Here is a 23,475-nt window from a genome sequence, read left to right on the forward strand (position 1 = left end):
GTCCGGCCGGCCGGCCGTTCTGGCAGGGTTGTGCTCACCGTCCGCCCCGACTTGCACTCGGGGCGGACGGCCGTTTCTGGGGGAGCCCGCCGCCTGGCGGCCCGGTGTGCGTACGCGGGCGGCCGGCTCCGGTCAGCGCCCGGGCAGCCGGAGCGCGCGCAGCCTGGCCGGGAGTGTCAGCCGCGGCAGGACGGTGACGGTACGTCCGCCGGGCAGCTTCACCCGCAGCGGCAGCCTCTGGCCCCCGACGAAGGGCGCGGCCACGGCGGCGAGCAGGCCGAGGCCCGCTCCGATCGGCACCGCGTACCGCAGGGCGGCCGCCGGGTCGCCCGGTGTGATGCCGCCGGCGAGCGTCTGGACGCCGGTGCCGATGACCGGTCCGGCGCCGGAGGCGGGAACGGCGGAACCGCTCGGCGCCGCGCCGGGCGTGGACTCGGCTCCGGGGGCGCTGCCGCCGGTGGCGCCTGTGGCGCCGGTACTTCCGGTGCCGGTGCTGCCCGCGGATCCGGTCGCGCCGGCGCCGCTCTCGGCCGCGCCGCCGTCGTTACCGGCGCCGTCACCGTCCGTGCCCTCACCTGTTCCGCCGGAGGAACCGGCAGATTCCTCCGGGCCGCTCTCGCCCTTGGCGGGCTTCCAGGAGACCAGCTCCTGGACGGCCTTCCGCGCCTCCGTGCGGAACGCGGCCGGCAGCGGTGCGTAGCCGGCGGGCAGGTTGCCCGGGGCGGTGCCGGTGCTCTGGCCCTCGGCCGCCGCGTACGTCAGGAGGGCGGCGTACTGCTTACGGGCCTCGGCCGTGAGCTTGGCCGGACGGGCCGCGCCGTACACCACCATGGCCAGCGGGTAGGCACCCTTCACCTTCGCCGCGGGGTCGATCCGGCGGACCCCGTCCTTGACGGGAGCCTTGGCGGCCGCCGCGGCCAGCGCACCGGCGGACGGGGCGGTGAACTCACCGGCCGCGTTGCGCAGACGCGCGGTCTGGAGACCGTAGCGCGCCGCGGAGGCGGCGTCGGTGACGGTCAGCATGAAGCGCTGTCCGGCAATCTGCGGACCGGGGCTCTTCCACGCCGGCGGGGTGGCCAGCGCGTCCCAGTTCGACTTCCACAGCTGGTCGGCGCGGCGGGTGCGCAGCGCGCCCGAGTGCAGGTCGTCGACGTACGGGTGGAAGTCGGTCATCGTCTGCGGGATCTCGGCCTCGCTGCCCGGCGGAATGACACTCCACTTGTCGCTCTTCGGGAAGTCGTCACGCTCCGGGGTGAAGGCGACGCCGTTCGGGTTGAGGTCCGCGTTGGTGCTGAAGTACGGGTTGACCCGCATGCCCCAGTCGTCCGGCACGCCCGCGAGGAACTGCCGTGCCTCGTGGTCGGAGAGCACCCAGTCCCAGACCTGCGCGGCGGCGTCGGTGTGTCCCAGCGCGGTGATCAGGTCGGTGTCGGTGCTGGGGTTCGAGGCGACGGTGAGATCGGCGAACTCCGGGTTGCGCTTGACGAATTCCGGGTCGGTGACCAGCCCGGTCGGGTTGTTCAGCGCCCAGCCGTAGCCCTTGGCCGCGACCAGTTTGGAAGTGCCGTTGACGTACTCGCTGCGGACCGCGCTCCAGGGGGAGTTGCGGTACGACTCGGTGAGCAGCTTGGCGACCATGCGCGGGGTGAGGTCCAGCGACTCGACCCGGGTACCCGCGCGTTTTTTGACGTCGGCCGGCGCGTTCGAGCGCGGCTGGCGCTCGATGCTGAAGCCGATCACGGCGCCGGAGAGCGCGGTGGGCGCGTAGGTCAGCGGATCCTCCGGCTTGGTGGGGCCGGTGACGGGGCGTGTGCTGAAGACGAGGGTCGTGCCGTTGTCCGCGAGGCGGTCGCGGGCCTCGGGGTCGCCGACCGTCGTGTAGCCGTAGACCGTTCCGGTGGAGCAGAGGGCGGCCTGCCAGCTGTTCATGGCGTCCGAGACCAGCTCGCTGCCGGTGGTGTCACGCTCCTCGGCGCCCATCGCGCAGCCGACGCCGACCGGGTTGAAGTCGAGCTTGACGGCGATGCGGTTGCGCCAGTTCGTGGACGAGACCGGGGAACCGGCGTTGACCTGGGTGGTGTCCTGGTAGGGCTCACCGTCGAGGTTGAGGTGGCCCTGCGGGACGATGACCAGCCAGCAGGAGCGGCCGGAGACGGTGCCGTCGGGGTGCTTGACGGGGGCTCCGCAGCCCAGGTGCGGGGCCTCGTTCTTGGTCTGGGCCTCGAAGAACTCGGTACCGGTGCCGTCGGAGCCGGTGCGGCCGAAGCCGATCTCGTTCGTCGTGTTGTAGCTGAACAGCGGGTTGTTCTGGGTGTCGCTGGTGATCAGTTCGCCGTCGACGGACTTGAAGGGCACCTCGCCCCGGCCGAACGGCATTCCCGCGCCGTACTCCCTGTCCTGGCCGTACCGGCTCGGAGCGGCGCTGTAGAAGACCTGGCGGGTGTCGTCGTACTGGTTGCCGGGCCAGCTGCCCCGTCCGGTGGTCGGCGAGGCGCCGAACTGGCACTGGGTACGCGGCGGTCCCGGGTTCTCCGGTACGGACTTGTCGTCGTCGCCCCAGCACTGCATGAGCTGGACGAAGTCGGTGTTGAACTGCGAACCGGCCACCGTGGTCGGTGTGCCGCCCGTCCAGGACACCTTGAGCGCCTGGCTGGCCAGGTTGCGGGTCTGGCTGACGGTGAACCGCATGTCCTTGAACTCGCCGCGGCCGGAGACCGTGACGGCCGAGGACGCGGCCGCCGCCGGCTCGGAGGCCGGCATCGCCACGGACACGGTCTGCGCGAGGACGGCGCCGGCGAGCGCGCCGACGGCCGTACCGGCCAGCACGCGCCGGACCAGCCGCCGCAGCAGCGGCGGACGGGACGCCTCGGACGTGGAGCGCGGGCTTCTCAACGGGACCCCTCCTTCAGGCGGGTGAGCGCGCGGGACGCGGCGGCGGGGGCGAAGATCAGCCCGAGGACGGTGACGGCCGCGAGCAGCATCAGCGTCTGGGGGCCGCCCCAGCCGTCCTGGCCGCCGACCGCGACGGGCTGACCGAGGACGGTCTGGCTGGGCACGCCTCCCGAACCGTCGGCGCCGCCGTCCGCCTGGCCGCCGTCCGCGCCGCCGCCGACCGGCAGACCGGTGTCGGGGTCGACCGCGGCGGGACCGCCCGCGGCCGTGCCGCCGGTCGCGCCCACGCCGTTGGGGGCAGCCGCGCCGCCCGTACCGGAGCCCGTCGCACCGCCCGTACCGGCGCCGGTCGTGCCGCCTGTGGCGCCGCCCGTCGCACCGCCTGTGGTGCCGCCCGTGCCGCCGCCGGTGGTGCCGCCGCTCGCGCCGCCGCTGGTGCCACCGCCGTTGCCGCTGCCACCCGTGCCGCCGTTGCCGCTCGCCGGCTTCGCGCCACCGCTGCCGGTGTTGCAGGCGGGCGCGCCCTTCTTGTCGCAGGGCTGCGGGTACGGCGCGTTCTTGGCGAGGGTGTTGGTGCCGTTCTCGCTGAACGTCGGGTTGTGGCAGCCCTTGATGTTGACGCTCTGCGTCTCCACGCCGGGGATGCGGCGGATCTGGTCGAAGCCCGCCTGCACCAGGTTGATCGGCAGCGGCGAGTAGCCCAACTCCGGGGCGTACTGCTGGCCCTGGCACATGAAGTAGTACGAGAAGGCTCCGAGCGTCTTGCCCTTGGCCTTGGTGAACTGCCCCTGCACCTTCAGCGGCAGGATCATGTACGAGTAGCTGGACAGCGGGTAGTTGCGCTGGTCCGAGTCCGCGTAGACGCCGCTCAGGTCCTGGTTGAGGTAGTCGGGCGAGCTCTTGTTGGTGTTGATCTTCGCCTTGATGAGCGACACGGCGACGTTCTGCGGGGTCGGCTCGGTGTAGTACCCGGCGTGGTTGAGGATCTTGGCCACCGGGAACTTCGCGTTCTTGGCGTACGAGTAGTTGACGTAGCCGATCGCGCCCTCGGCGTAGTCCTGAGCGACGTACCCGGCCACACCGAGGTCACCGGACTGGGCGATCATGCCCGGCCGGGTGGGGTAGTACGAGGTCGAGCCGCAGGAGCCGGACCGGCCGACCTTGCCGCAGTAGGTGTTCCACAACGCGGTGTGCTGCTTGGACATCCACAGCGTGAACTGGGCGCTGGAGCCCGAGCCGTCGGAGCGCACCACCGGCACGATCTTCTTCGCGGGGAGCTTCAGACCGGGGTTGTCGGCGGCGATCGCCGGGTCGGCCCAGGTGGTGATGGCGCCGGTGAAGATCTTGGTGACGTTCTCACCGGACAGCCGCAGGTTGGTCACCCGCTGGCCGTTGACCTTCAGGTTGTACATGAAGACCGTGCCGCCCGCCACGATCGGCATGTAGGCGTAGGAGCCGGGGGCCGGCCGCTCGGGAGCGGAACCGTCGGTGGGGTTGGTCTGGAACGGGATGTCGGAGACCGCGAAGTCGACGGTTCCGTTGAGGAACTGACGGCGTCCGTCGGACGAGCCGTTCTGCGCGTACTGGATCGACATGCCGTACTGCTTGACGTTCTTGCGCCACTGGTCGACGGCGTTGAACGCCCACGTCGAACCGGCCCCGGAGAGCGGGACGTAACCGCTGTCCGCGGAGGCGCGCTGGACACCGGGACCGAACACCCCGGTTACCAGGACAGCGAGGAGCGTCGCGAGGAGCGCGACGGGGAAGGGTATGCGGCGGGGCATCAGGAGTTCTCTCCAGGCAGCGGTGTGGCGTCGGGAACGGACGGCGGGGTGACCGGGGAGCGCGTCGCTTCGAACCGGGCGAGGTCCTCGCGGGAGGCACGGGCGGCGCGGCGCGCCTGGCGCTTGTTCAGCTGTCCCGGCCCCCGTCCGCCGATCACCCGGGCGATGGTGAAGAGCACGAGCACGAGCGCCATCAGGACGGCGGCGGCTCCGAACCCACGCGCGATCATGGCGGGTTCGGGGGACTTGACGAAGGTGAAGACGGCCAGCGGCAGCGAGATCATCGGCCCGTTCGCCGGGTCGGCGTTGAGCCCCGCCGTGTATCCCGCGGTGAGCAGCACCGGGGAGGTCTCGCCGATACCGCGGGCGGTACCGAGGATGACGGCGGTGGCCAGACCCGAGCGGGCGGTCGGCAGGATCACGTGCCAGACGGTCCGCCAGCGCGGCGCGCCGAGTGCCTCGGCCGCCTCGGTGAGGTTGCCGGGGACCAGGCGCAGCACGACGTCGGAGGCCCGGATGATGATCGGCAGCATCATCACACTGATCGCGAGGCCCGCCGCGAGGCCGGACTTCGGGAAGTGCAGGATGAGGATCCAGGTGGCGTAGACGAAGAGCCCGGCCACGATGGACGGCAGGGCCGTCATCGCCTCGACCACGGTCCGTACGAAGCGTACGAAGCGTCCGCTCATCTGGTTGAGGTAGACCGCGCAGGCCACGCCGAGCGGGATGGTGATGGCCAGTGAGATGGCGATCATGATCAGGCTGCCGAGCACGGCGTGCGCGATGCCGCCGACCGTGATCGGGTCGAGGGGCCCCGCCTGCGTCATGTCCTGGGTGAAGAAGTTGCCGTGTGGCAGGGCGTCCTTGCCTCGCCACAGGGTGAAGGTGACGACCATGACGAGGCCGGTGAAGAGCAGCAGGGCCGCGGACCACAGGACCACGGTCATCAGCCTGTCGCGCACCGCGGGTCCGTCGTCCTCCAGCCAGGCCAGCAGCGCGTACGCGACGAGGAAGACCAGGTAGGTCACGACGGCGAAGCCGAGGGCGCCGGAGAGCGGGGCCAGCCGGCCGAAGAGCAGGACGGCGGTGCACAGACCGGTCGCGGCGGCGCCGGCCAGGTTGAGGACCTCGCCCCGGCCGATTCCGCCGAGGGCGCGCCGGCGCTCCGGGACGTCCTGCCCGCCGCCCGGCCGCCGCGGCAGTGTGGTGGTGAGGGTCCTGGGCTTGTCCAGCAGGACAGTCATCTCGTCATCCCTCACTCTGGGCGCCGGACCGCGAGCGGGCCACGATGGAAGAGGCGGTGAAGTTGACCACCAGGGTCAGCAGGAAGAGCGCCAGGCCGGCCGCCATCAGTGCCGACATGCCGAACTCCGAGGCGTCGCCGTAGTGCAGGGCGATCAGCGAGGAGACCGAGTTGGCGCCGGTCTGGAGGATGTGCGGCTGGATCGTGAAGACCGGCGAGATGATCAGGTAGACGGCGATGGTCTCGCCCAGCGCGCGGCCGAGTCCGAGCATCGTGCCGCCGATCATGCCGCCCAGGCCGTACGGCAGTACCACCGAGCGGATCATGCCCCACCGGGTCGAGCCGAGCGCGAAGGCGCCTTCGCGCTCTCCGGCCGGCGCCTGGGTGAACACCTCGCGCATCACCGAGCACATGATCGGCGCCACCATCATCGCGACGACGATCCCGGCGATGAAGGTGGAGGCGGTGTAGACGCTGGCGGAGGCGAGCGGGTCGCCCGGCTCGGCGCCGTCCACCTTGAGGAAGGGCACCCAGTGGAACCAGGTGGACAGCCAGCGGGACAGCCCGATGACGTGGCCCTGGAAGAAGAAGAGCCCCCAGAGGCCGTAGACCACGGACGGTACGGCCGCCATCAGGTCGACCATCGCGACCAGCGTGCGGCGGATCCGGCGCGGTGCCACCTCGGAGATGAACAGCGCCGTCCCCACGGCCAGCGGCAGGGAGACGACGACCGCCACACCCGCGATCAGCACCGTGCCGGTGAGCACCGCGGCGATGCCGAAGTTCTGGGCGTCGGGCTGCCACTCCTCGGTGGTCAGGAATCCCCAGCCCTGGACTCTCAGTGCCTGCCCGGCCCGCAGGAGCAGGAACAGCCCCACGGCGGCCATGACGGCGAGTACCGCGATACCGGCAGCCGTGAGCTGCCCCCGGAAGACCCGGTCTCCCATCCCCTTGGCGACTTTCAGCCGACGGGGCGCGTCGCCACCGTCCGCCTCAGGTATCCGGGACACCACTTGTGTGGATGCCACGTCTTGTTTCTCCCCACCCTCTACTCGCGTGCCGACGGGCTACGCGACATGGAGAGCCAACAAGGCGTCAATGTCCGAATCTCCGTACCAAAGCGGGCAGAAGATGAACAACAGGCGAGCGAATGCAGTAGGAGGCGTGGTGAAACATGGTAGATACAGCGAAGTGGGTGGACTTTTCCAGGGTGTTGTGCGTCCTCTCGCCCTCCGGGCGGAGTTGCCGGGCGGTCCTGTCCGCCGGCGGGACGGTGTGTCCTGAACGCCGCGAACCGCGGTGTAGCGAGGCCGGATTGACGGCCTGTCGCTCTCGGCCCGCCGCGTTCGAGAGGCTCGGAGCGGCATGGGCGGAGCTTCCCCCGGTGGCGGGGCAGGGGGTGCGGCGTTCTCCCGGGCGGCGGGAACCGTGTGAGCGAGGCGCCCGGTGCCGCGCTCAGGGCCGGGGCGCGGTCGGTGTGAACGGCCCGCGTGCGGAGGCGCGTGCGGAGATATGACGCGCGGAGGCGGGTAAGGGTTGTACGGAACCGGTGCGGATTTTTCGGCCGACCGGCGAGAGAGTGCGCAGTGCCCTCTAACCCCGGCTCCCGTACCGCTCGTACTGGATCGCGAGGCCGTCGATCAGTGCCCGCAACCCGGTCTCGAATGCGCCGTCGTCCACCTGCCGCTGCCGGTCGGCGAGCAGATGCGCCTGGCCGAGGTGCGGGTAGTCGGCCGGGTCGTACGCCGCCGCGTCGTCGACGAAACCCCGTGCGAACGAGCCGAGCGCGGAGCCCATCACGAAGTAGCGCGTCAGTGCGCCGATGTGCGTGGCCCGCGCGGGCGGCCAGCCTGCTCTGACCATCGCGCCGAACACCGCGTCCGCCACCCGCAGGCCCGCCGGGCGGCGGCCCGGACCCCGGGCCAGGACCGGCACGAGGTGCGGGTGGTCGGTGAGGGCCGCGCGGTACGAGAGGGCCCAGTCGTACAGCGCGGTACGCCAGTCGCGTCCGTCGCACTCCTCGAACATCGACAGATCGACCTGGGAACTGACGGCGTCCGCGACGGCTTCCAGGATCTCGTCCTTGGTGCGGAAGTGGTTGTAGAGGGACGGCCCGCTCACCCCCAGCTCCGCCGCGAGCCGGCGCGTGGAGAGCGCGTCGAGCCCTTCGGCGTCCACCAGGGCGCCCGCCGTGGCGACGATGCGTTCTCTGCTGAGCAGGGGCTTGCGCGGTCTGGCCATGCGGCACATAGTAGGGCCCGCCAGCCATAAACTAGCAGTGGTAATTAAGGTGGGGTGCCCGCGTGAACCTGGAGTTGAGCGAGGAGCAGGAGGCCGTACGGAGCCTCGCCAAGGACTTCGTCGACCGCGAGATCACCCCTCATGTGATCGAGTGGGACCGCGCGGAGAGCGTCGACAGGGCCATCGTCGGCAAGCTCGGCAAGCTCGGCTTCCTCGGGCTCACCGTGCCCGAGGAGTACGGCGGTTCGGGCGGCGACCACCTCTCGTACTGCCTGGTCACCGAGGAGTTGGGGCGCGGCGACTCGTCCGTGCGCGGCATCGTCTCGGTCTCGCTGGGGCTGGTCGCCAAGACGATCGCCGCCTGGGGCGACGAGGAACAGAAGCGGGCCTGGCTGCCCGGACTGACCTCGGGTGCGACCATCGGCTGCTTCGGCCTGACCGAACCCGGCACGGGTTCCGACGCGGGCAACCTCACGACGAAGGCCGTACGCGACGGGGACGGCTGGGTCGTCAACGGCACGAAGATGTTCATCACCAACGGCACCTCGGCCGACGTCGTCCTGCTCTTCGCGCGCACCAACGACACCCCGGGACACAGAGGCATCTCCGCCTTCCTCGTGCCGGCCGACACCCCGGGGCTGACCCGCCGCACCCTGCACGGAAAGCTCGGCCTGCGCGGCCAGGCGACGGCGGAGCTGGTCTTCGAGGACGTGCGGATCCCGGCGGGCTCACTGATCGGCCCCGAGGGCAAGGGCTTCTCCCTCGCCATGTCCGCGCTGGCCAAGGGCCGGATGTCGGTCGCCGCCGGATGCGTCGGAATCGCCCAGGCGGCGCTTGACGCGGCGGTGGGCTACGCGGGCGAGCGTGAGCAGTTCGGCAAGCCCATCGCGCGGTACCAGCTGGTCCAGGAGCTGATCAGTGACATCGCGGTGGACGTGGACGCGGCGCGGCTGCTGACCTGGCGGGTCGCCGATCTCATCGACCGGGGCGAGGAGTTCGCCACCGCCGCGTCGCAGGCCAAGCTCTTCGCGTCGGAGGCCGCCGTCCGTGCCGCGAACAACGCCCTTCAGGTCTTCGGCGGTTACGGCTACATCGACGAGTACCCGGTCGGCAAACTTCTGCGCGACGCCCGCGTGATGACGCTTTACGAAGGCACCAGCCAGATCCAGAAACTGATCATCGGCCGTGCGCTGACGGGGGTTTCGGCCTTCTGACCCCGGTGGCCGGTGCGGGCTGAGTACCGTCTGAGTACGGGTACGGATGTGCCGCGGCCCGCGGCGGCCGATGCTGTGGCCATGACCGACACTCCCGTGAAGCAGCAGAACACCGCGGCGTTCTACGTACAGGCCGTCGCCTCCTTCGCCCTCGCTCTCGTCGCCGTCACCGTCGGCGTCGTGCGCCTGGACGCCGACGTGTGGGTACGGAGCTTCCTCGCCATAGCGGTCCTCTATCTGACGACCTCGGCGTTCACACTCGCCAAGGTCGTCAGGGACCGGCAGGAGGCGGGACAGCTCGTCAGCCGCGTCGACCAGGCAAGAATCGAGAAGATCCTCGCCGAACACGACCCGTTCCAGAAGCTGTGAGCGCGCTGCCCTAAGCGCTTGCTCAGGTTCGGGGTATGGTGGCTGTCCTGTCCAGTCAAGGGGTGAGCGATGCGTCCGGTGGAGCAGACGGCCGACGGCGAGAACCAGCCGTGGGACGAGGTCACCCCCGAGGCCGCCAGGCGGCTGCTCGTCGCCGCCGTCGAGGCGTTCGCCGAACGCGGCTACCACGCGACCACCACCCGCGACATCGCCGGCCGCGCGGGTATGAGTCCGGCTGCGCTCTACATCCACTACAAGACCAAGGAAGAACTCCTCCACCGGATCAGCCGGATCGGCCACGACAAGGCGCTGGAGCTGCTGACCAGGGCGGCCGAAAGCCCGGGCACGGCGTCCGAGCGCCTTGCCGAGGCCGTACGCGCCTTCGTCCGCTGGCACGCGGAGCGGCACACCACGGCGCGTGTCGTGCAGTACGAGCTGGACGCGCTCGGCGACGAGCACCGCGCGGAGATCGTCCAGCTGCGCCGGCAGAGCGGCGCCGCGGTGCGGCGGATCCTCACGGACGGGGTGCGGGACGGCGAGTTCGACGTCCAGGACGTGCCGGGCACCACGCTCGCGGTGCTCTCGCTCTGCATCGACGTGGCGCGCTGGTTCAACGCGGCGGGACGCAGGACGCCCGACGAGGTCGGCGCGCTCTACGCCGACCTCGTGCTGCGGATGGTCGCGGTCAAGCCCGGGGCCCCGACCGTGGCCTAGAAGTGGTAGCGGGACACCGACTCGGCTACACAGACCGGCTTTCCGGCGCCCTCGCGCTCGACGGTGACGAGAACGGTCACCTGCACGCCGCCGCCGCTCACGTCCGTGACCTCCGTCAGCGCGGCCGAGGCGCGCAGCCGTGAGCCCACCGGCACGGGGGAGGGGAAACGGACCTTGTTGGTGCCGTAGTTGATGCCCATCTTCAGGTTCTCGACCGAGATGATCTGCGGCACGAGCGCCGGCAGCAGCGACAGGGTCAGATAGCCGTGCGCGATCGTCGTGCCGAAGGGACCGGACGCGGCGCGCTCCGGATCGACATGGATCCACTGGTGGTCACCGGTGGCCTCCGCGAAGAGGTCGATCCGCTTCTGGTCGATCTCCAGCCAGTCGCTGTACCCCAGTTGCTCACCGACCCCGGCGCGCAGCTCGTCGGCGGACGTGAAGATCCTCGGCTCAGCCATGTCCCTGGTTCCTGCCTTTCCAGCCCGTCATCCCTGCGGAAACGCCTTCCTAAGCGCTTGCTCAGAATGGGCGGCCGGACATACTCCTGTCAACGCACGGACACCTCTGAGCTTTTGGGGGTCCAGTGCGTCCGTCAGTACGCATCTCCTCGTCTCGACGGTCTCCCGTTCCAGGGCAGGTGGCCCCTTTCGGAGGTCCGCCCCGGCCGGCACGCGGGCACGCGTGGCCTCACCATGCGTGTCGATCAGGGCGAGACCGGCGGCATGCATGCTCTGAAGCACGGCACGGCGTGCGGCCACGTCCGCTGCCAAGAGTTCTGCCAGACCGGCACGGGTGTGAACGAAGAGCTCCACGGCACGTCCCTCGAACCGGATGGTCTCCCGGCAGGTCTCGCCACCGTCCCCGATGAGGACGGCCAGATCCACGTCACTGCGGGCGGTGGCCCGCCCGGCAGCCGTCGCCCCGGCCAGGACCACGCCGAGCGCGTCGGGGAATCGGTCACAGGCGATACGTCGCGCTCGGTCGACGGGGGCCGCGTTCATACCGCGATGATTCCAGGACCCCTTGGCCGACGGCGACTGAGTGTCCCTCGGCTGCCGGCCTGCAGACCAGCACGCCCGCACGTCACACGGCAGCCGCACCGCGACGAAGGTGGCCTCATCTTCGGTACGCGGCTCCCTGGTCCGACCGGCCACAGCACGGCATGAATCGAACGTACATCCCGGCGCCCGACACTGGGTTCTCGCACACCGGCTCCGCGAACTCCCCGGCTGTTCAGACCCGTCCGGTCAGGCCGCGGGGCGGCCGTCAGGCCGCCGCCGCGTGCGTCTCATGCCCCCGGAGTCAGCGGCTGTGTCAGGCCACCGAAGCCAGCGGCTCGCGTGCCGTCCCCTTTGCCTCGGCCAGTGCCTCCGTGGTCAGTACGGGCTGGGGCACGACGATCCCGCAGCCCGTGCAGACCGGGCCCGACCACGGTTCGTGGGACAGGTCGGGGCGCCACACGATGCCGCGCTCCGCGCACACCGGACAGGTCGTTCCCGGGCCGGACTCAAGACCGGAGATCAGCCGTCGCAGCACCTCGGCGAGTGATTCCGACGGATGTACGGCCGGGTTGTCGCACCGGGCCACGCCGTTGCCGCCCCAGGTGAGCCGGTGCCAGTCGTCGAAGCTCCCGGGCCGCCTCAGCCCGTCGTGCTTCTCACGCTTGCGCCGCTCGGCGAAGTTCACCTCGTACGCGAGCCATACGACCCGCGCCTCTTCCAGTTCGTCCAGCGCGGCAATCAGCCGTGCCGGGTCGGGCGCCCTGTCCTCGGGTTCGATGTCGTGCCTCGCGCACAGATGATCCCAGGTCGCCCGGTGCCCATAGGGGGCAAACCGTTCCAAGCACTTGCGCAGTGAATACCGTCGCAAGGCCAGATCGCATCGCGGATCGCGCACCTGTCTCGCAAGACTCCGGAATCCGGCCATCGTATGCCACCTCCGTCGCTCATAATTCGGCGTTGTGGAATGGACGTACGTCTGCCCCATTCGGCTCCATCAAAAAATAGATGGCCATTTCAGGATCGGACATCTCGGCCGATTTCAGGCGGGATTCCGGTGAGAATCACGTGAGAATCGCGTGTGCTTTCCCCGCGTTCCCCGTGACGCTCGCGCTCAGCGGTACAGGAGGTATGCGTGACGCAAGAACCGGAACGCGGCCAGTTCACCCTGCCAGGCGCCCGTGATTTCGTCCGTACCGGCCCCCGCGTCGATCATCGTGCGGACGCGGTCCGACCCCGTCAGCTTGTCGATCCAGTTGTCGGAACGCCAGGCGAAACCGCTCCACGCGTTCTTCGCGGTCACCAGCAGTGCGATGCCGGTACGCACCGGGTCGAATCGCTCCCGGTCGTGGACGTGCAGCTGCACCCCGCCGATCGTCTCGCCCGTGAACTTGGAGAACACCGGCGCGAAGTACGCCTCGCGGAAGCGCACCCCGGGCAGTCCCAGCGCGTTGGCCGCTTCCGCCCACCCGCGGTCGACGCCCGGCGCGCCGAGCAGTTCGAACGGCCGGGTCGTGCCGCGTCCCTCGGACAGATTCGTCCCCTCGAAGAGGCAGGTGCCGGGATACACCAGCGCCGTGTCGGCCGTCGGCATGTTCGGGCTCGGCGGCACCCAGGGCAGCCCTGTCGCGTCGAAGAAATCGGCGCGCCGCCACCCGGACATCCGTACGATCTCGAGATCCGCCGGTGTGGTGAGGAATTCGCCGTTGAACAGCAGTGCCAGCTCGCCGACGGTCATGCCGTGCGCCTGTGAGATCGGCTCGCGCCCCACGAACGTGGCGAATTCCGGGTGCAGAACGGGACCGGAGGCGGTCCGCCCGGTGAGCGGGTTCGGCCGGTCCAGCACGACGAAACGTTTGCCCGCGAGGGCCGCCGCCTCCATGCAGTCGTACAGCGTCCAGACGTACGTGTAGAAACGCGCGCCGGTGTCCTGGATGTCGAAGACGACCGTGTCGACGCCGGACGCGGTGAAGATGTCCGCGAGCGCCTGTCCGGTCTTCAGGTACGTGTCGTAGACGGGCAGCCCGGTCGCCGGATCGTCGGCCCGTCCCTCGGAACCGCCCGCCTGGGCCGTCCCCCGGAAACCGTGCTCGGGGCCGAAGACGGCGAGGAGGTTCACCCGGGGGTCCGCGTGCATCACGTCCACGATGTGGCGCACGTCCCGGGTGACGCCCGTCGGATTGGTGACCAGGCCGACCCGCTGCCCGGCAAGCGGCCGGTAGCCGTCGGCGGCCAGCCGCTCGAAGCCCGTACGCGTGCCCGCGCCGCGTCTCTCACGCGCGGTCGCCGGCGGAGCCGCCGCCAGCGCGCCCACCGCGCCACCCGCGGCCAGCAGACCTCTTCGGGACAGGCTCATCGCGCCACCTCCGGGCTGCCGCGTCGGGCATACCGAGACGGTAACCCTCCGCGCCTCCTTACGGAACGGGACACCCTGTGCGAAGCCCCTTCCCCGCCCCTTCCCCCGCAACATACCGACTGGTTAGTCTGCTGACGTCGGCGGAGCGGTCGGCGAAGAACCGGAAAGGCAGGTCCGATGAGTACGGTGCAGGGCGCAGGCGTTGTGGTGACAGGGGCCGGCGGTGGTATCGGCGCCGCGCTCGCGCGCAGATTCGCCGCGGAAGGCGCCCGTGTGGTGGTCAACGACCTCGGCGCGGACAAGATCAGCGCACTCGCGGCCGAGATCGGCGCCGTCGCCGTCCCCGGTGACGCCTCGGAGATCGTGGAGAGCGCACGTGACGCCCTCGGCGGAACCGTCGACATCTACTGCGCCAACGCGGGCCTCGGCTCCGAAGGCGGCCCCGAGGCCCCGGAGGACGTCTGGGCGCAGGCCTGGGACGTCAACGTGATGGCGCACGTACGGGCCAGCCGCGTCCTGCTGCCGGACTGGCTGGAGCGCGGCAGCGGCCGGTTCGTCTCCACCGTCTCCGCGGCCGGTCTGCTCACCATGATCGGTGCGGCTCCGTACAGCGTCACCAAGCACGGCGTGCTCGCCTACGCGGAATGGCTCTCGCTCACCTACCGCCACCGCGGCCTCAAGGTCCACGCGATTTGTCCGCAGGGCGTACGGACCGACATGCTGACGGCCTCCGGCTCGGCGGGCGAACTGGTGCTCGTCCCCACCGCCATCGAGCCGGAGGCCGTCGCCGACGCGCTCTTCGCCGCCATGGCGGAGGACCGTTTCCTCGTGCTTCCGCACCCGGAGGTGGCCGGCTTCTACCAGGGACGCGCCACGGACACCGACCGATGGCTCGGCACCATGAACCGGATCCAGCAGAAGTGGGAAGGGGGCTCGGAATGAGCACACCGGGTTACGCGGACAAACCCTGGCTCGGCCTGCTCAGCGAGGCCCAGCGGGCCCCCATCGACCCGCCCGCCTCCGTGGTGCACGCGTTCCGCGCGTCAGCCGGGCGCGTGCCCGACCACCCCGCGCTCGCCTACTCCGACGCCAGGCTCAGCTACCGCGAGACCGACGAACTGTCCGACTCCGTGGCGGGGCATCTCGCCGCCCGGGGCCTGGAGCGGGGTGACCGGGTCGCGATCATGCTCCAGAACAGCCCGCACTTCGTCCTCGCGGCGCTCGGTGCCTGGAAGGCGGGCGCCATCGTCGTACCGCTCAACCCGATGTACAAGTCCCGCGAAGTCGCGCACGTCCTGGCCGACGCCGGGGTGAAGGCCCTGATCTGCTCGGACCGCGCCTGGGAGGCGTATCTGCGGGACACCGCCGCGGACTCGCCCGTACGGATCGCTCTCACGGCCTGCGAACTCGACTTCCAGACCCGCGACGATCCCCGGGTCCTCGCCTTCGCACGCCTCCCGCAGGCACCGGACGCCGACGACCTGCTGTCCGTAGCCCGCAGCGGCCTGTCCGCGCCCGCCGAGCGCGATCCCGGAACCGGTGACACCGCCCTGATCAGCTACACATCGGGCACCACCGGCACCCCCAAGGGCGCCATGAACACCCACAGCAACATGATGGTCAACGCCGAACGCCAGCGGACCGGCCACACCATCGCGGAAGGCGCCACCTACTTCGCGCTCGCGCCGCTCTTCCACATCACCGGCATGGTCTGCGAACTGGCCGCCTGCTTCGCCAACGCGGGTACCCTCGCGCTCGCCTACCGCTTCGAGGCCGGCGTCGTCCTCGACGCCTTCGCCGAGCACCGCCCCGCGTACACCGTCGGCCCCTCCACCGCCTTCATGGCGCTGGCCGCCCATCCGGACGTCACCCGCGACCACTTCAGCTCCTTCACGGTGCTGTCCTCGGGCGGCGCGCCGCTGCCGCCCGCCCTGGTCGAGAAGTTCCGCGCGGACGTCGGCCCGTACATACGCAACGGCTACGGCCTCACCGAATGCACCGCGCCCTGCGCCGCCGTACCCCCGCAGCGCGAGGCACCGGTCGACCCCGTCTCCGGCACACTCGCCGTCGGCGTACCCGGCGCCGACACCGTCGTACGGATCATCGACGAACACGGCGCGGACGTCCCGTTCGGCGAGCAGGGCGAGATCGCGGTACGCGGCCCCCAGGTGGTCTCCGGCTACTGGAACCTGCCCAAGGCGACCGCGGAGACCTTCCCGGACGGCGAACTGCGCACCGGCGACATCGGGTTCATGGACAGCGCGGGCTGGCTGTACGTGGTCGACCGCAAGAAGGACATGATCAACGCCTCCGGCTTCAAGGTCTGGCCGCGCGAGGTCGAGGACACCCTCTACACCCACCCCTCGGTGCGCGAGGCAGCCGTGGTCGGCATCCCCGACGCCTACCGGGGCGAGAGCGTGAAGGCCTACGTCAGCCTGCTCCCCGGTGCCTCGGTGGAGCCGGGCGAACTGTCCGCGTACTGCGAGGAACGGCTGGCCGCGTACAAGTACCCGCGCGAGGTGGAGATCCTGCCCGAACTGCCCAAGAGCACGAGTGGGAAGATCCTCAGGCGAGAATTGCGTTCTCCGCAGTAGGGAACGCGCAGAGCGGAAGGCGGGTGGCGGCACATGGCCAGGACGACGGACGGGGACGGCACGCCCGTCCCCCAGCGGCTGCTGGCCGCCGCCACCCGGCTCTTCGCCGAACGGGGCTACGACCGCACCTCGGTCCAGGAGATCGTCGAGGCGGCAGGCGTCACGAAGGGCGCGCTGTACCACTACTTCGGTTCCAAGGAAGACCTCCTCCAGGAGGTCTACGCCCGCGTCCTGCGTCTCCAGCAGGAAAGACTCGACGCGTTCGCCGACGCCGACGAACCGGTGGAACAGCGGCTGCGGGCCGCGGCGGCGGACGTCGTCGTGACGACCATCGACAACCTGGACGACGCCGCCATCTTCTTCCGCTCGATGCACCACCTGAGCCCGGAGAAGAACAAAGAGGTACGCCAGGAACGCCGCCGCTACCACGAACGCTTCCGGGCGCTGGTGGAAGAGGGCCAGCGCAGCGGTGTCTTCTCCACGGCCACACCGTCGGACCTGGTGGTGGACTACCACTTCGGCTCCGTGCACCACCTGTCCACGTGGTACCGCCCGGAGGGCCCCCTCACCCCCCAGCAGGTAGCAGACCACCTGGCAGACCTCCTGCTGAGGGCGCTCAGGCCGTAACGCTGCCGTCCTTGCGACCTGAGGGCCGGACAGTCCGGGGCGTGGAGGGGTGATGTCCGGTCGGGGTCCATCCAGAGACCATCGACCGGTGGATGGAAGGGGGCCGTGGAGGGGTGACGTCCAGAACGTAAGACGTTACTCTGCGGCGCAGAACACCACCGGTCCGGTGCCCACCACGCGTCCACGCGCCGTAAATAATGCAGTGGCGGACATGGCCCCTCCGCGGAACCCGGCGACAACGCCGGCCACAACACCCCGGCCACAACACCCCGGCCACAACACCCCGGCCACGACGACGGGACGGACCCAGCGAGACGGCGACGGGGCGCGACGCCCCGCCCCCGCCCCCGCCCGGAGGGCTACACGTACCGCTTCAGCTCCCGCCGCGCCAGCGACCGCTGATGCACCTCGTCCGGCCCGTCCGCGAGCTGCAACGTCCGTGCTCCCGCCCACAGTTCCGCCAGCGGAAAGTCTTGGCTCACCCCACCCGCGCCGTGCAACTGCACCGCGCGGTCCAGGATGGAAACCACCGCACGAGGTGTGGCGATCTTGATCGACTGGATCTCCGTGTGCGCGCCCCGGTTGCCCACCGTGTCCATCAGCCAGGCCGTCTTCAGCACCAGCAGCCGCAGCTGCTCGACCGTCACCCGCGCGTCCGCGATCCAGTTCTGCACCACACCCTGGTCGGCGATGGGCCGCCCGAACGCCGTCCGGGACACCGCGCGCCGGCACATCAGCTCGATCGCGCGCTCGGCCATCCCGATCAGCCGCATGCAGTGGTGGATGCGGCCCGGGCCGAGACGCGCCTGGGCGATCGCGAAGCCGCCGCCCTCCTCGCCCACCAGATTCGCCGCGGGGACGCGTACGTTGTCGAAGGTCACCTCGGCATGGCCGCCGTGCAGGTGGTCCTCGTAGCCGTACACCTGCATGGCGCGCCGGACTTCGAGCCCCGGGGTGTCGCGCGGGACCAGGATCATCGACTGCTGGCGGCGGATGTCGGCGCCGTCCGGGTCGGTCTTGCCCATCACGATGAAGACCGCGCAGTCCGGGTTCATCGCCCCGGAGATGTACCACTTGCGGCCGTTGATGACGTAGCCGCCGCCGTCGCGCTCGATGCGGGTCTGGATGTTCGTCGCGTCGGAGGAGGCCACTTCGGGTTCCGTCATCGCGAAAGCCGAGCGGATCTCGCCCGCGAGCAGTGGTTCCAGCCACTGCTTCTTCTGCTCCTCGGAGCCGAACTGGGCGAGTACTTCCATGTTTCCGGTGTCCGGCGCCGCGCAGTTGAGTGCGGTGGGGGCCAGGTGGGGCGAGCGCCCGGTGATCTCGGCGAGGGGCGCGTACTGGAGGTTGGTCAGGCCGGCGCCGTACTCCTCGTCGGGGAGGAAGAGGTTCCACAGGCCCTGCGCGCGGGCTTCCGCCTTCAGTTCCGCCACGACCGCCGGAGTGTCCCAGGGGCTGTCCAGCAGGGCGTGCTGTTCGTGCGCGACGGCCTCGGCCGGGTACACGTGCTCGTCCATGAAGGTGAGGAGCTTGGTGCGCAGCTCCTGCGTCCTGGCGTCAAATGCGAAGTCCATGGCGGGTGTTCAGCCTTCCTGGAGGGTGGTGAGGCCGTGCTGGATGAAGACGGGGACGAGGTCGCCGATCCGGTCGAAGCCGGCGCCCACGGTCTGCCCGAGGGTGTAGCGGTAGTGGATGCCCTCCAGGATCACGGCGAGCTTGAACCAGGCGAACGCGGTGTACCAGGCGATGGCGGTGGTGTCGCGGCCGGAGGCGGCCGCGTACCGCTCGATCAGCTCGGCGGGCGCGGGATGGCCCGGGGCGCCGGCCGTGGTGCTGATGGGGGAGCCGGGCAGTTCGAGGCGCGCGCTGTACATCACCAGCAGGCCGAGGTCGGTCAGCGGGTCGCCGAGTGTGGACATCTCCCAGTCGAGCACGGCCTTGATCCGGTCGTCCCCGCCGATGAGTACGTTGTCGAGCCGGTAGTCGCCGTGGATCACGGTGGGCTCGGGGGAGCCCGGCAGCGCACGGCCGAGGGCCGCGTGCAGTTCGTCGATGCCGGCCAGCTCGCGGCTGCGGGAGCCGTCCAGCTGCTTTCCCCAGCGGCGCAGTTGACGGTCGAGGAAGCCCTCGGGCCGGCCGAAGTCGGCGAGCCCGACCGCTACGGGGTCGACGGCGTGCAGTTCGACGAGTGTGTCGACCAGGCCGAGGACGGCGGCGCGGGTGCGCTCGGGGCCGAGCGGGGCGAGCTGTTCGGCCGTACGGAACGGTGTGCCCGCCACGTACTCCATCACGTAGAACGGGGAGCCGAGCACGGACTCGTCGTCGCAGAAGAGCAGCGGCTGCGGCACCGGCACAGCGGTCGGGTGCAGCGCGCTGATCACGCGGTACTCGCGCTTCATGTCGTGGGCGGTGGCCTGCACATGGCCGAGCGGCGGCCTGCGGACCACCCACTGGCCCGTGCCGTCCGTGACGACGTACGTCAGGTTGGACCGGCCGCCCTCGATCAGGCGCGCGCTGAGCGGTCCGTTCACCAGACCCGGACGCGTGCGGTCGAGATGGCCGCGCAGCTGCTGGGGATCGAGGCCTGGCGGGGGGACTTCGCTCATCGTTCGTACCTCCGTGGGTGGTCGTACGGTCGGATCTCATGATGCCGACCAGTCGGTATGTAGTCCAGTGCCCGACCCGCACAGGTGGCGGCGGAGACGGAAACCAGGCGCGAGGGGAGACCGAAACCAGGCAGCGACGGGAGGCCGAAACCACGGGGCGCCCTCTAGCTCACCGGTCGTCACCCTGAATACAGTTCACGTATGAATACCGCGCTGCTCATCGACGAGGTCAGGCTCACTCCGATCCTCATAGCGGATCCGCCGCTGCTCAACACGCAGGGCGTCCACCAGCCGTATACCCCACGGCTCGTCGTGGAGATCGTCACCCGGGGCGGTGTCACCGGTGTCGGCGAGACCTACGGCGACGGGAAGTATCTGGCTCTCGCCCGCCCGCTGGCCGACGCCCTGCCCGGCCGGCCGATCACCGATGTGAACGGTCTGTTCGCGCTGGCCGACGAGGTCTGCGGCGATTCGGGCAGCGCGGACGAACGGGTCGACGCGGGCGGCCTGCGCGGGGTGCAGACCGCCGACAAGCTGCGGCTGTCCGTGGTCTCCGGGTTCGAGGTCGCCTGCCTGGACGCGCTCGGCAAGACCCTCGGCCTGCCGGTGCACGCGCTGCTCGGCGGCAAGGTCCGGGACAGCGTGGAGTACAGCGCGTATCTCTTCTACCGCTGGGCCGCGCACCCGGAGGGCGGCGAGAAGGACGACTGGGGCGCGGCGCTCGACCCTTCGGGAGTCGTCGCCCAGGCGCGGCGGTTCGCCCGGGACCACGGGTTCTCGTCCTTCAAGCTGAAGGGCGGTGTGTTCGAGCCCGATCAGGAGATCGCCGCGATCCGCGCGCTGGCCGAGGAGTTCCCGGGACAGCCGCTGCGGCTCGACCCGAACGGCGCCTGGTCCGTGCCGACTTCGCTGTACGTCGCCGAGCAGCTGGCCGGGGTCCTGGAGTACCTGGAGGATCCGGCGACCGGTACGGACCTGATGGCGGAGGTGTCGGCGGGCACCTCCGTACCGCTGGCCACCAACATGTGCGTGACCACCGTCCCGGAGATCGCCGACGCCTTCGCCCGCGACGCCGTCCAGGTCGTACTCTCGGACCACCACTACTGGGGCGGACTGCACAGGACCCGTGAACTCGCGGCGGTGTGCCGCACGTTCGGGGTCGGTCTCTCCATGCACTCCAACACACACCTGGGCATCAGCCTCGCCGCCATGACGCACGTCGCCGCCACCGTCCCGAACCTCGACTACGCCTGCGACAGCCACTACCCGTGGCAGACGGAGGACATCATCACCGCGCGGCACACCTTCAGCGACGGCAGGCTCGACGTCTCCGACGCGCCGGGCCTCGGGGTCGAACTCGACCGCGAGAAGCTGGCCGTGCTGCACCGGCGCTGGCTGGACGACGACGGGGCGATGCGCGAGCGCGACGACGCGGCCGCGATGCGCAAGGCCGACCCCGCGTGGGTGACGCCGTCCATCCCGCGCTGGTGAGCCGTCAGGCGTGACAGGCCACGGGGACGCCGCCGTTCATCTTCGTCATCTCGGTGAAGACGACGACGGCGTCCAGCGGCGAGCCCTCGGGCAGCCCGTCCAGCTCCGCGTACGCCCGGTGCAGATTGGCCACCAGACGCTCGCTCTCGCGCAGCGCCGCGAACTCCCCGAGGTCGGCCTCCGCGGCCACTTCCAGCGGCGAGAGGCCCTTGGCACGGCCGGCCTCCGCCAAGTCGGCCACGTACCGCAGATAGCGCTCCGTCGCGTCGTACGCGGACGGGTCGGTGAGCGGGCCGTGTCCGGGCACCACGACGGACGCGTCCAGCGAGCGCAGCAGGTCGAGTGCCCGCAGCGACCCGTTCAGTGAGCCCATCGGGACGAAGGGCGTGCCGCCCTGGAAGATCAGGTCGCCGGTGAAGACGATCCCCTGCTCCGGAAGGTGCACGATGGTGTCACCGGTGGTGTGACCGACGCCCGGGTGGATCAGCCGCACCTCGATGCCGCCCACATGAAGGGTCAGCCGGTCGCTGTACGTCACACTCGGCGGCGTGATGTGAATGTCCCCGAAGTCGGTCTGCGGCCACAGCAGATGGAGCTGGCGGCCGGCGGCCAGCTGTTCGGCGCGGCACGCGTCGTGACCGATCACCGTGGCCTCCGGGGTGAACACGGCGTTGCCGTAGGTGTGATCGCCGTGGTGGTGCGTGTTCACCACAGTCCGGGGAAGGGGCACACCGGCCGCCACGATCGCGTCCCGCAGCAGCACGGCCCGCCGCTCGGTGGCGGTGGTGTCCACGAGGAGTGTCGACTCCCCGTCACTGATGAACCCGGCGTTGTTCAGGCACCAGCCGCCGTCCGGCTGAACGTAGGCGTGCACCGCCGGTGCGAGTCGGACGAGGTAGGGATCCGTGGCAGGCATCGGAGCATCCTTCGGTTCAACGGAGGGGGAAGACTGAAGCAGTCGGAAGGAGACTGCCAGGTGAGCCCGCCCGGAGGGAAGCCGGGCCGCCCCCGTTCCGCTCTTCGGCCCCCTTTCCGCGCGCCCTCACCCGTCCCGGCCCGCGCCCCTCACCACAGCGCGGTCGCCGCGAACACCGTCAGGCACACCGTGCACACCGCCGTGGCGATCGCCGCTTGAACCGGGAGCGGGCGCGGGGGGAGAGGGTCCGGTGCCGCGGTGCTCAATGTCACCATGCGGCGGTGTGCCACGGCCAGGAAGCCGAGCCAGACGAGGGCGCTCAGCGCGGCCGCCGTCAGGCCGCCCGCGGTGCCGCCGTGCCGGGTCGCCTGGCGGACCGCGAGCACCGCGGTCACCGTGCAGGACAGGGTCGTACGCCGCCAGGCCAGCCGGGTGCGTTCCGGCTGCAGTCCGGGGTCCCTGGGCGGTCGCGGCGGTGGGGTCACCGGCCCGCCCGGCCCAGCACCACGATGACCAGCATCACCACGGCGACCACAGCCACCACCGCGCTCAGTACGGTCGGGAAGCGGGTCACCGGCAGGTCCTCGCCGTGCCGCATCGCCCGCTCGCACCGCATCCAGTGGTTCACCGCGCGCAGCGCGCAGAGCGCGCCCGCCGCGAGCAGCGCGACCGCCAGGCCCACCCGGGCGGCCCCGCCGAGACGCGGCAGGAACTGGTCGACCGCGAACCCACCGCCGACCAGGGCGAGCGCGGTACGGATCCAGGCCAGAAACGTACGTTCGTTGGCGAGCGAGAAACGGTAGTCGGGCGTCTCGCCCTCGTCGCCTATCCGCCCGGGCGAGAACCACAGCCGCAGGCTCCGTGCAAAGTCCCTCATCTGGCGCACCCTACGCGCGGAACGCCTTGAGCCGTTCATACGCCGCGAGGCCGTCGGGCACCCACGTCCACTCACCGAGCCGCCGCTCCACCTCGTCCTCCGTGAGGAAACCGTGCCAGCCGACCTCCTCCGCCTGCGGGTCCACCGGCAGGGTGCAGCGGACCTCGTACACGTACGACCACCAGCTCTGCCGGCCGTCCGGGGACACGTAGAGGAACGGGAACAGCGGCTCGGGGCGCGGGAGTCCGCTGACCCCCAGCTCCTCCTCGGCCTCGCGCAGCGCCGCGTCGTCGTAGCTCTCGCCCGCACCGACGACCCCGCCCACGAACACGTCGTACAGCGACGGGAAGACCATCTTCGTCGCGGTTCTGCGGTGCACGAAAATGCGGTCTTCGGCGTCCCGCGCCAGGACGAAGACGCAGCGGTGCCGCAGCCCCTTCGCGTAGACCTCGCCGCGCGGGGCCTGCCCGGTGACACGGTCGTGCTCGTCCACCACGTCCAGGATCTCGTCTTCAGGTGCCATGCGGACCATCCAACCAGTTGACGGGTT

General features: G+C 70.6%; 22 protein-coding genes. 7 read left to right on the forward strand and 15 right to left on the reverse strand.

The window, feature by feature from the left end; genetic code table 11:
- Nucleotides 1–132: 132 nt before the first annotated feature.
- The 5 genes from ACIP6N_RS16700 to ACIP6N_RS16720 all read right to left on the reverse strand — a co-directional run bounded on the left by ACIP6N_RS16700 (nt 133) and on the right by ACIP6N_RS16720 (nt 8,160).
- Nucleotides 133–2,892, reverse strand: a complete 2,760-nt coding sequence (locus tag ACIP6N_RS16700) for a hypothetical protein (protein ID WP_401816350.1) — start codon at nt 2,890–2,892, stop codon at nt 133–135.
- Nucleotides 2,889–4,676 carry a phosphate ABC transporter substrate-binding protein PstS gene (pstS, locus tag ACIP6N_RS16705; RefSeq protein ID WP_401816352.1) on the reverse strand — a complete coding sequence of 596 codons (1,788 nt, stop codon included), beginning with the start codon at nt 4,674–4,676 and terminating at the stop codon, nt 2,889–2,891. The genes ACIP6N_RS16700 and pstS overlap by 4 nt, the downstream gene beginning before the upstream one ends.
- On the reverse strand, nt 4,676–5,920 hold the full coding sequence (pstA, locus tag ACIP6N_RS16710; RefSeq protein ID WP_401816353.1) for a phosphate ABC transporter permease PstA: 1,245 nt from the start codon (nt 5,918–5,920) through the stop codon (nt 4,676–4,678). Before pstA ends, pstS begins: the two co-directional genes overlap by 1 nt.
- Before the next feature lie 4 nt (nt 5,921–5,924).
- Entirely contained in the window at nt 5,925–6,947 is a 1,023-nt protein-coding gene (pstC, locus tag ACIP6N_RS16715) for a phosphate ABC transporter permease subunit PstC (RefSeq protein WP_401816354.1), read from the reverse strand.
- Between the two features lie 565 nt (nt 6,948–7,512).
- A complete protein-coding gene (locus ACIP6N_RS16720; RefSeq protein ID WP_401816356.1) occupies nt 7,513–8,160 on the reverse strand; it encodes a TetR/AcrR family transcriptional regulator in 648 nt (215 codons plus the stop codon).
- A 62-nt stretch (nt 8,161–8,222) separates the two neighbouring features.
- On the opposite strand from ACIP6N_RS16720, the gene ACIP6N_RS16725 reads away from it, so the two are divergent.
- The 3 genes from ACIP6N_RS16725 (at nt 8,223) to ACIP6N_RS16735 (ending at nt 10,457) form a co-directional block, all read left to right on the forward strand.
- Nucleotides 8,223–9,374 carry an acyl-CoA dehydrogenase family protein gene (locus ACIP6N_RS16725; RefSeq protein ID WP_401816357.1) on the forward strand — a complete coding sequence of 384 codons (1,152 nt, stop codon included), beginning with the start codon at nt 8,223–8,225 and terminating at the stop codon, nt 9,372–9,374.
- Between the two features lie 81 nt (nt 9,375–9,455).
- Nucleotides 9,456–9,743: a YiaA/YiaB family inner membrane protein gene (locus tag ACIP6N_RS16730; protein ID WP_401816358.1), complete on the forward strand. Its 288-nt coding sequence runs from the start codon at nt 9,456–9,458 to the stop codon at nt 9,741–9,743.
- Between the two features lie 69 nt (nt 9,744–9,812).
- The gene (locus ACIP6N_RS16735) at nt 9,813–10,457 is read left to right on the forward strand and encodes a TetR/AcrR family transcriptional regulator (RefSeq protein WP_401816359.1); all 645 of its coding nucleotides are present in this window, start codon (nt 9,813–9,815) and stop codon (nt 10,455–10,457) included.
- Here the strand turns inward: ACIP6N_RS16735 and ACIP6N_RS16740 are convergent.
- The 4 genes from ACIP6N_RS16740 to ACIP6N_RS16755 form a co-directional block, all read right to left on the reverse strand.
- The gene (locus ACIP6N_RS16740; RefSeq protein ID WP_401816360.1) at nt 10,454–10,918 is read right to left on the reverse strand and encodes a MaoC family dehydratase; all 465 of its coding nucleotides are present in this window, start codon (nt 10,916–10,918) and stop codon (nt 10,454–10,456) included. The two genes, ACIP6N_RS16735 and ACIP6N_RS16740, sit on opposite strands and share 4 nt — an antisense overlap.
- A 27-nt stretch (nt 10,919–10,945) precedes the next feature.
- Nucleotides 10,946–11,461: a hypothetical protein gene (locus tag ACIP6N_RS16745; RefSeq protein WP_401816361.1), complete on the reverse strand. Its 516-nt coding sequence runs from the start codon at nt 11,459–11,461 to the stop codon at nt 10,946–10,948.
- Nucleotides 11,462–11,774: 313 nt separating this feature from the next.
- Nucleotides 11,775–12,386, reverse strand: coding sequence for a hypothetical protein (locus ACIP6N_RS16750; RefSeq protein ID WP_401816363.1), 612 nt, complete (start codon nt 12,384–12,386; stop codon nt 11,775–11,777).
- Nucleotides 12,387–12,572: 186 nt separating this feature from the next.
- The gene (locus ACIP6N_RS16755) at nt 12,573–13,814 is read right to left on the reverse strand and encodes an exo-beta-N-acetylmuramidase NamZ domain-containing protein (protein ID WP_401816364.1); all 1,242 of its coding nucleotides are present in this window, start codon (nt 13,812–13,814) and stop codon (nt 12,573–12,575) included.
- Between the two features lie 177 nt (nt 13,815–13,991).
- Between ACIP6N_RS16755 and ACIP6N_RS16760 the strand changes: the two genes are divergently transcribed.
- From ACIP6N_RS16760 to ACIP6N_RS16770, 3 genes are read left to right on the forward strand one after another with little or no spacing between them, the layout of a single operon-like run.
- Nucleotides 13,992–14,756: an SDR family oxidoreductase gene (locus ACIP6N_RS16760; protein ID WP_401816365.1), complete on the forward strand. Its 765-nt coding sequence runs from the start codon at nt 13,992–13,994 to the stop codon at nt 14,754–14,756.
- Entirely contained in the window at nt 14,753–16,408 is a 1,656-nt protein-coding gene (locus tag ACIP6N_RS16765; RefSeq protein ID WP_401816366.1) for an AMP-binding protein, read from the forward strand. The genes ACIP6N_RS16760 and ACIP6N_RS16765 overlap by 4 nt, the downstream gene beginning before the upstream one ends.
- A gap of 33 nt (nt 16,409–16,441) precedes the next feature.
- Complete coding sequence (locus ACIP6N_RS16770; protein ID WP_401816367.1) at nt 16,442–17,035, forward strand: TetR/AcrR family transcriptional regulator; 594 nt, start codon at nt 16,442–16,444, stop codon at nt 17,033–17,035.
- Between the two features lie 359 nt (nt 17,036–17,394).
- Here ACIP6N_RS16770 and ACIP6N_RS16775 read toward each other — a convergent pair whose 3' ends face one another.
- Together ACIP6N_RS16775 and ACIP6N_RS16780 are read right to left on the reverse strand one after the other, a co-directional pair.
- A complete protein-coding gene (locus ACIP6N_RS16775) occupies nt 17,395–18,609 on the reverse strand; it encodes an acyl-CoA dehydrogenase family protein (protein WP_401816368.1) in 1,215 nt (404 codons plus the stop codon).
- Nucleotides 18,610–18,618: 9 nt separating this feature from the next.
- Nucleotides 18,619–19,641 (reverse strand): phosphotransferase family protein, encoded by a 1,023-nt coding sequence (locus tag ACIP6N_RS16780; protein ID WP_401816370.1) that lies wholly within the window; start codon nt 19,639–19,641, stop codon nt 18,619–18,621.
- A 201-nt stretch (nt 19,642–19,842) separates the two neighbouring features.
- Here ACIP6N_RS16780 and ACIP6N_RS16785 point away from each other — a divergent pair, with 201 nt between their 5' ends.
- On the forward strand, nt 19,843–21,132 hold the full coding sequence (locus ACIP6N_RS16785; protein ID WP_401816371.1) for a glucarate dehydratase family protein: 1,290 nt from the start codon (nt 19,843–19,845) through the stop codon (nt 21,130–21,132).
- Nucleotides 21,133–21,136: 4 nt separating this feature from the next.
- On the opposite strand, the gene ACIP6N_RS16790 is transcribed toward ACIP6N_RS16785, so the two are convergent.
- The 4 genes from ACIP6N_RS16790 to ACIP6N_RS16805 all read right to left on the reverse strand — a co-directional run bounded on the left by ACIP6N_RS16790 (nt 21,137) and on the right by ACIP6N_RS16805 (nt 23,448).
- On the reverse strand, nt 21,137–22,048 hold the full coding sequence (locus ACIP6N_RS16790) for an MBL fold metallo-hydrolase (protein WP_401816372.1): 912 nt from the start codon (nt 22,046–22,048) through the stop codon (nt 21,137–21,139).
- Nucleotides 22,049–22,197: 149 nt separating this feature from the next.
- On the reverse strand, nt 22,198–22,533 hold the full coding sequence (locus ACIP6N_RS16795) for a DUF202 domain-containing protein (RefSeq protein ID WP_401816373.1): 336 nt from the start codon (nt 22,531–22,533) through the stop codon (nt 22,198–22,200).
- Complete coding sequence (locus tag ACIP6N_RS16800; RefSeq protein ID WP_401816374.1) at nt 22,530–22,925, reverse strand: YidH family protein; 396 nt, start codon at nt 22,923–22,925, stop codon at nt 22,530–22,532. The genes ACIP6N_RS16795 and ACIP6N_RS16800 overlap by 4 nt, the downstream gene beginning before the upstream one ends.
- Before the next feature lie 10 nt (nt 22,926–22,935).
- Nucleotides 22,936–23,448 carry an NUDIX domain-containing protein gene (locus tag ACIP6N_RS16805; protein ID WP_401816376.1) on the reverse strand — a complete coding sequence of 171 codons (513 nt, stop codon included), beginning with the start codon at nt 23,446–23,448 and terminating at the stop codon, nt 22,936–22,938.
- Nucleotides 23,449–23,475: the final 27 nt, after the last annotated feature.

This window comes from Streptomyces sp. NPDC088725 (assembly GCF_044751305.1).
Classification (GTDB): Bacteria; Actinomycetota; Actinomycetes; order Streptomycetales; family Streptomycetaceae; genus Streptomyces.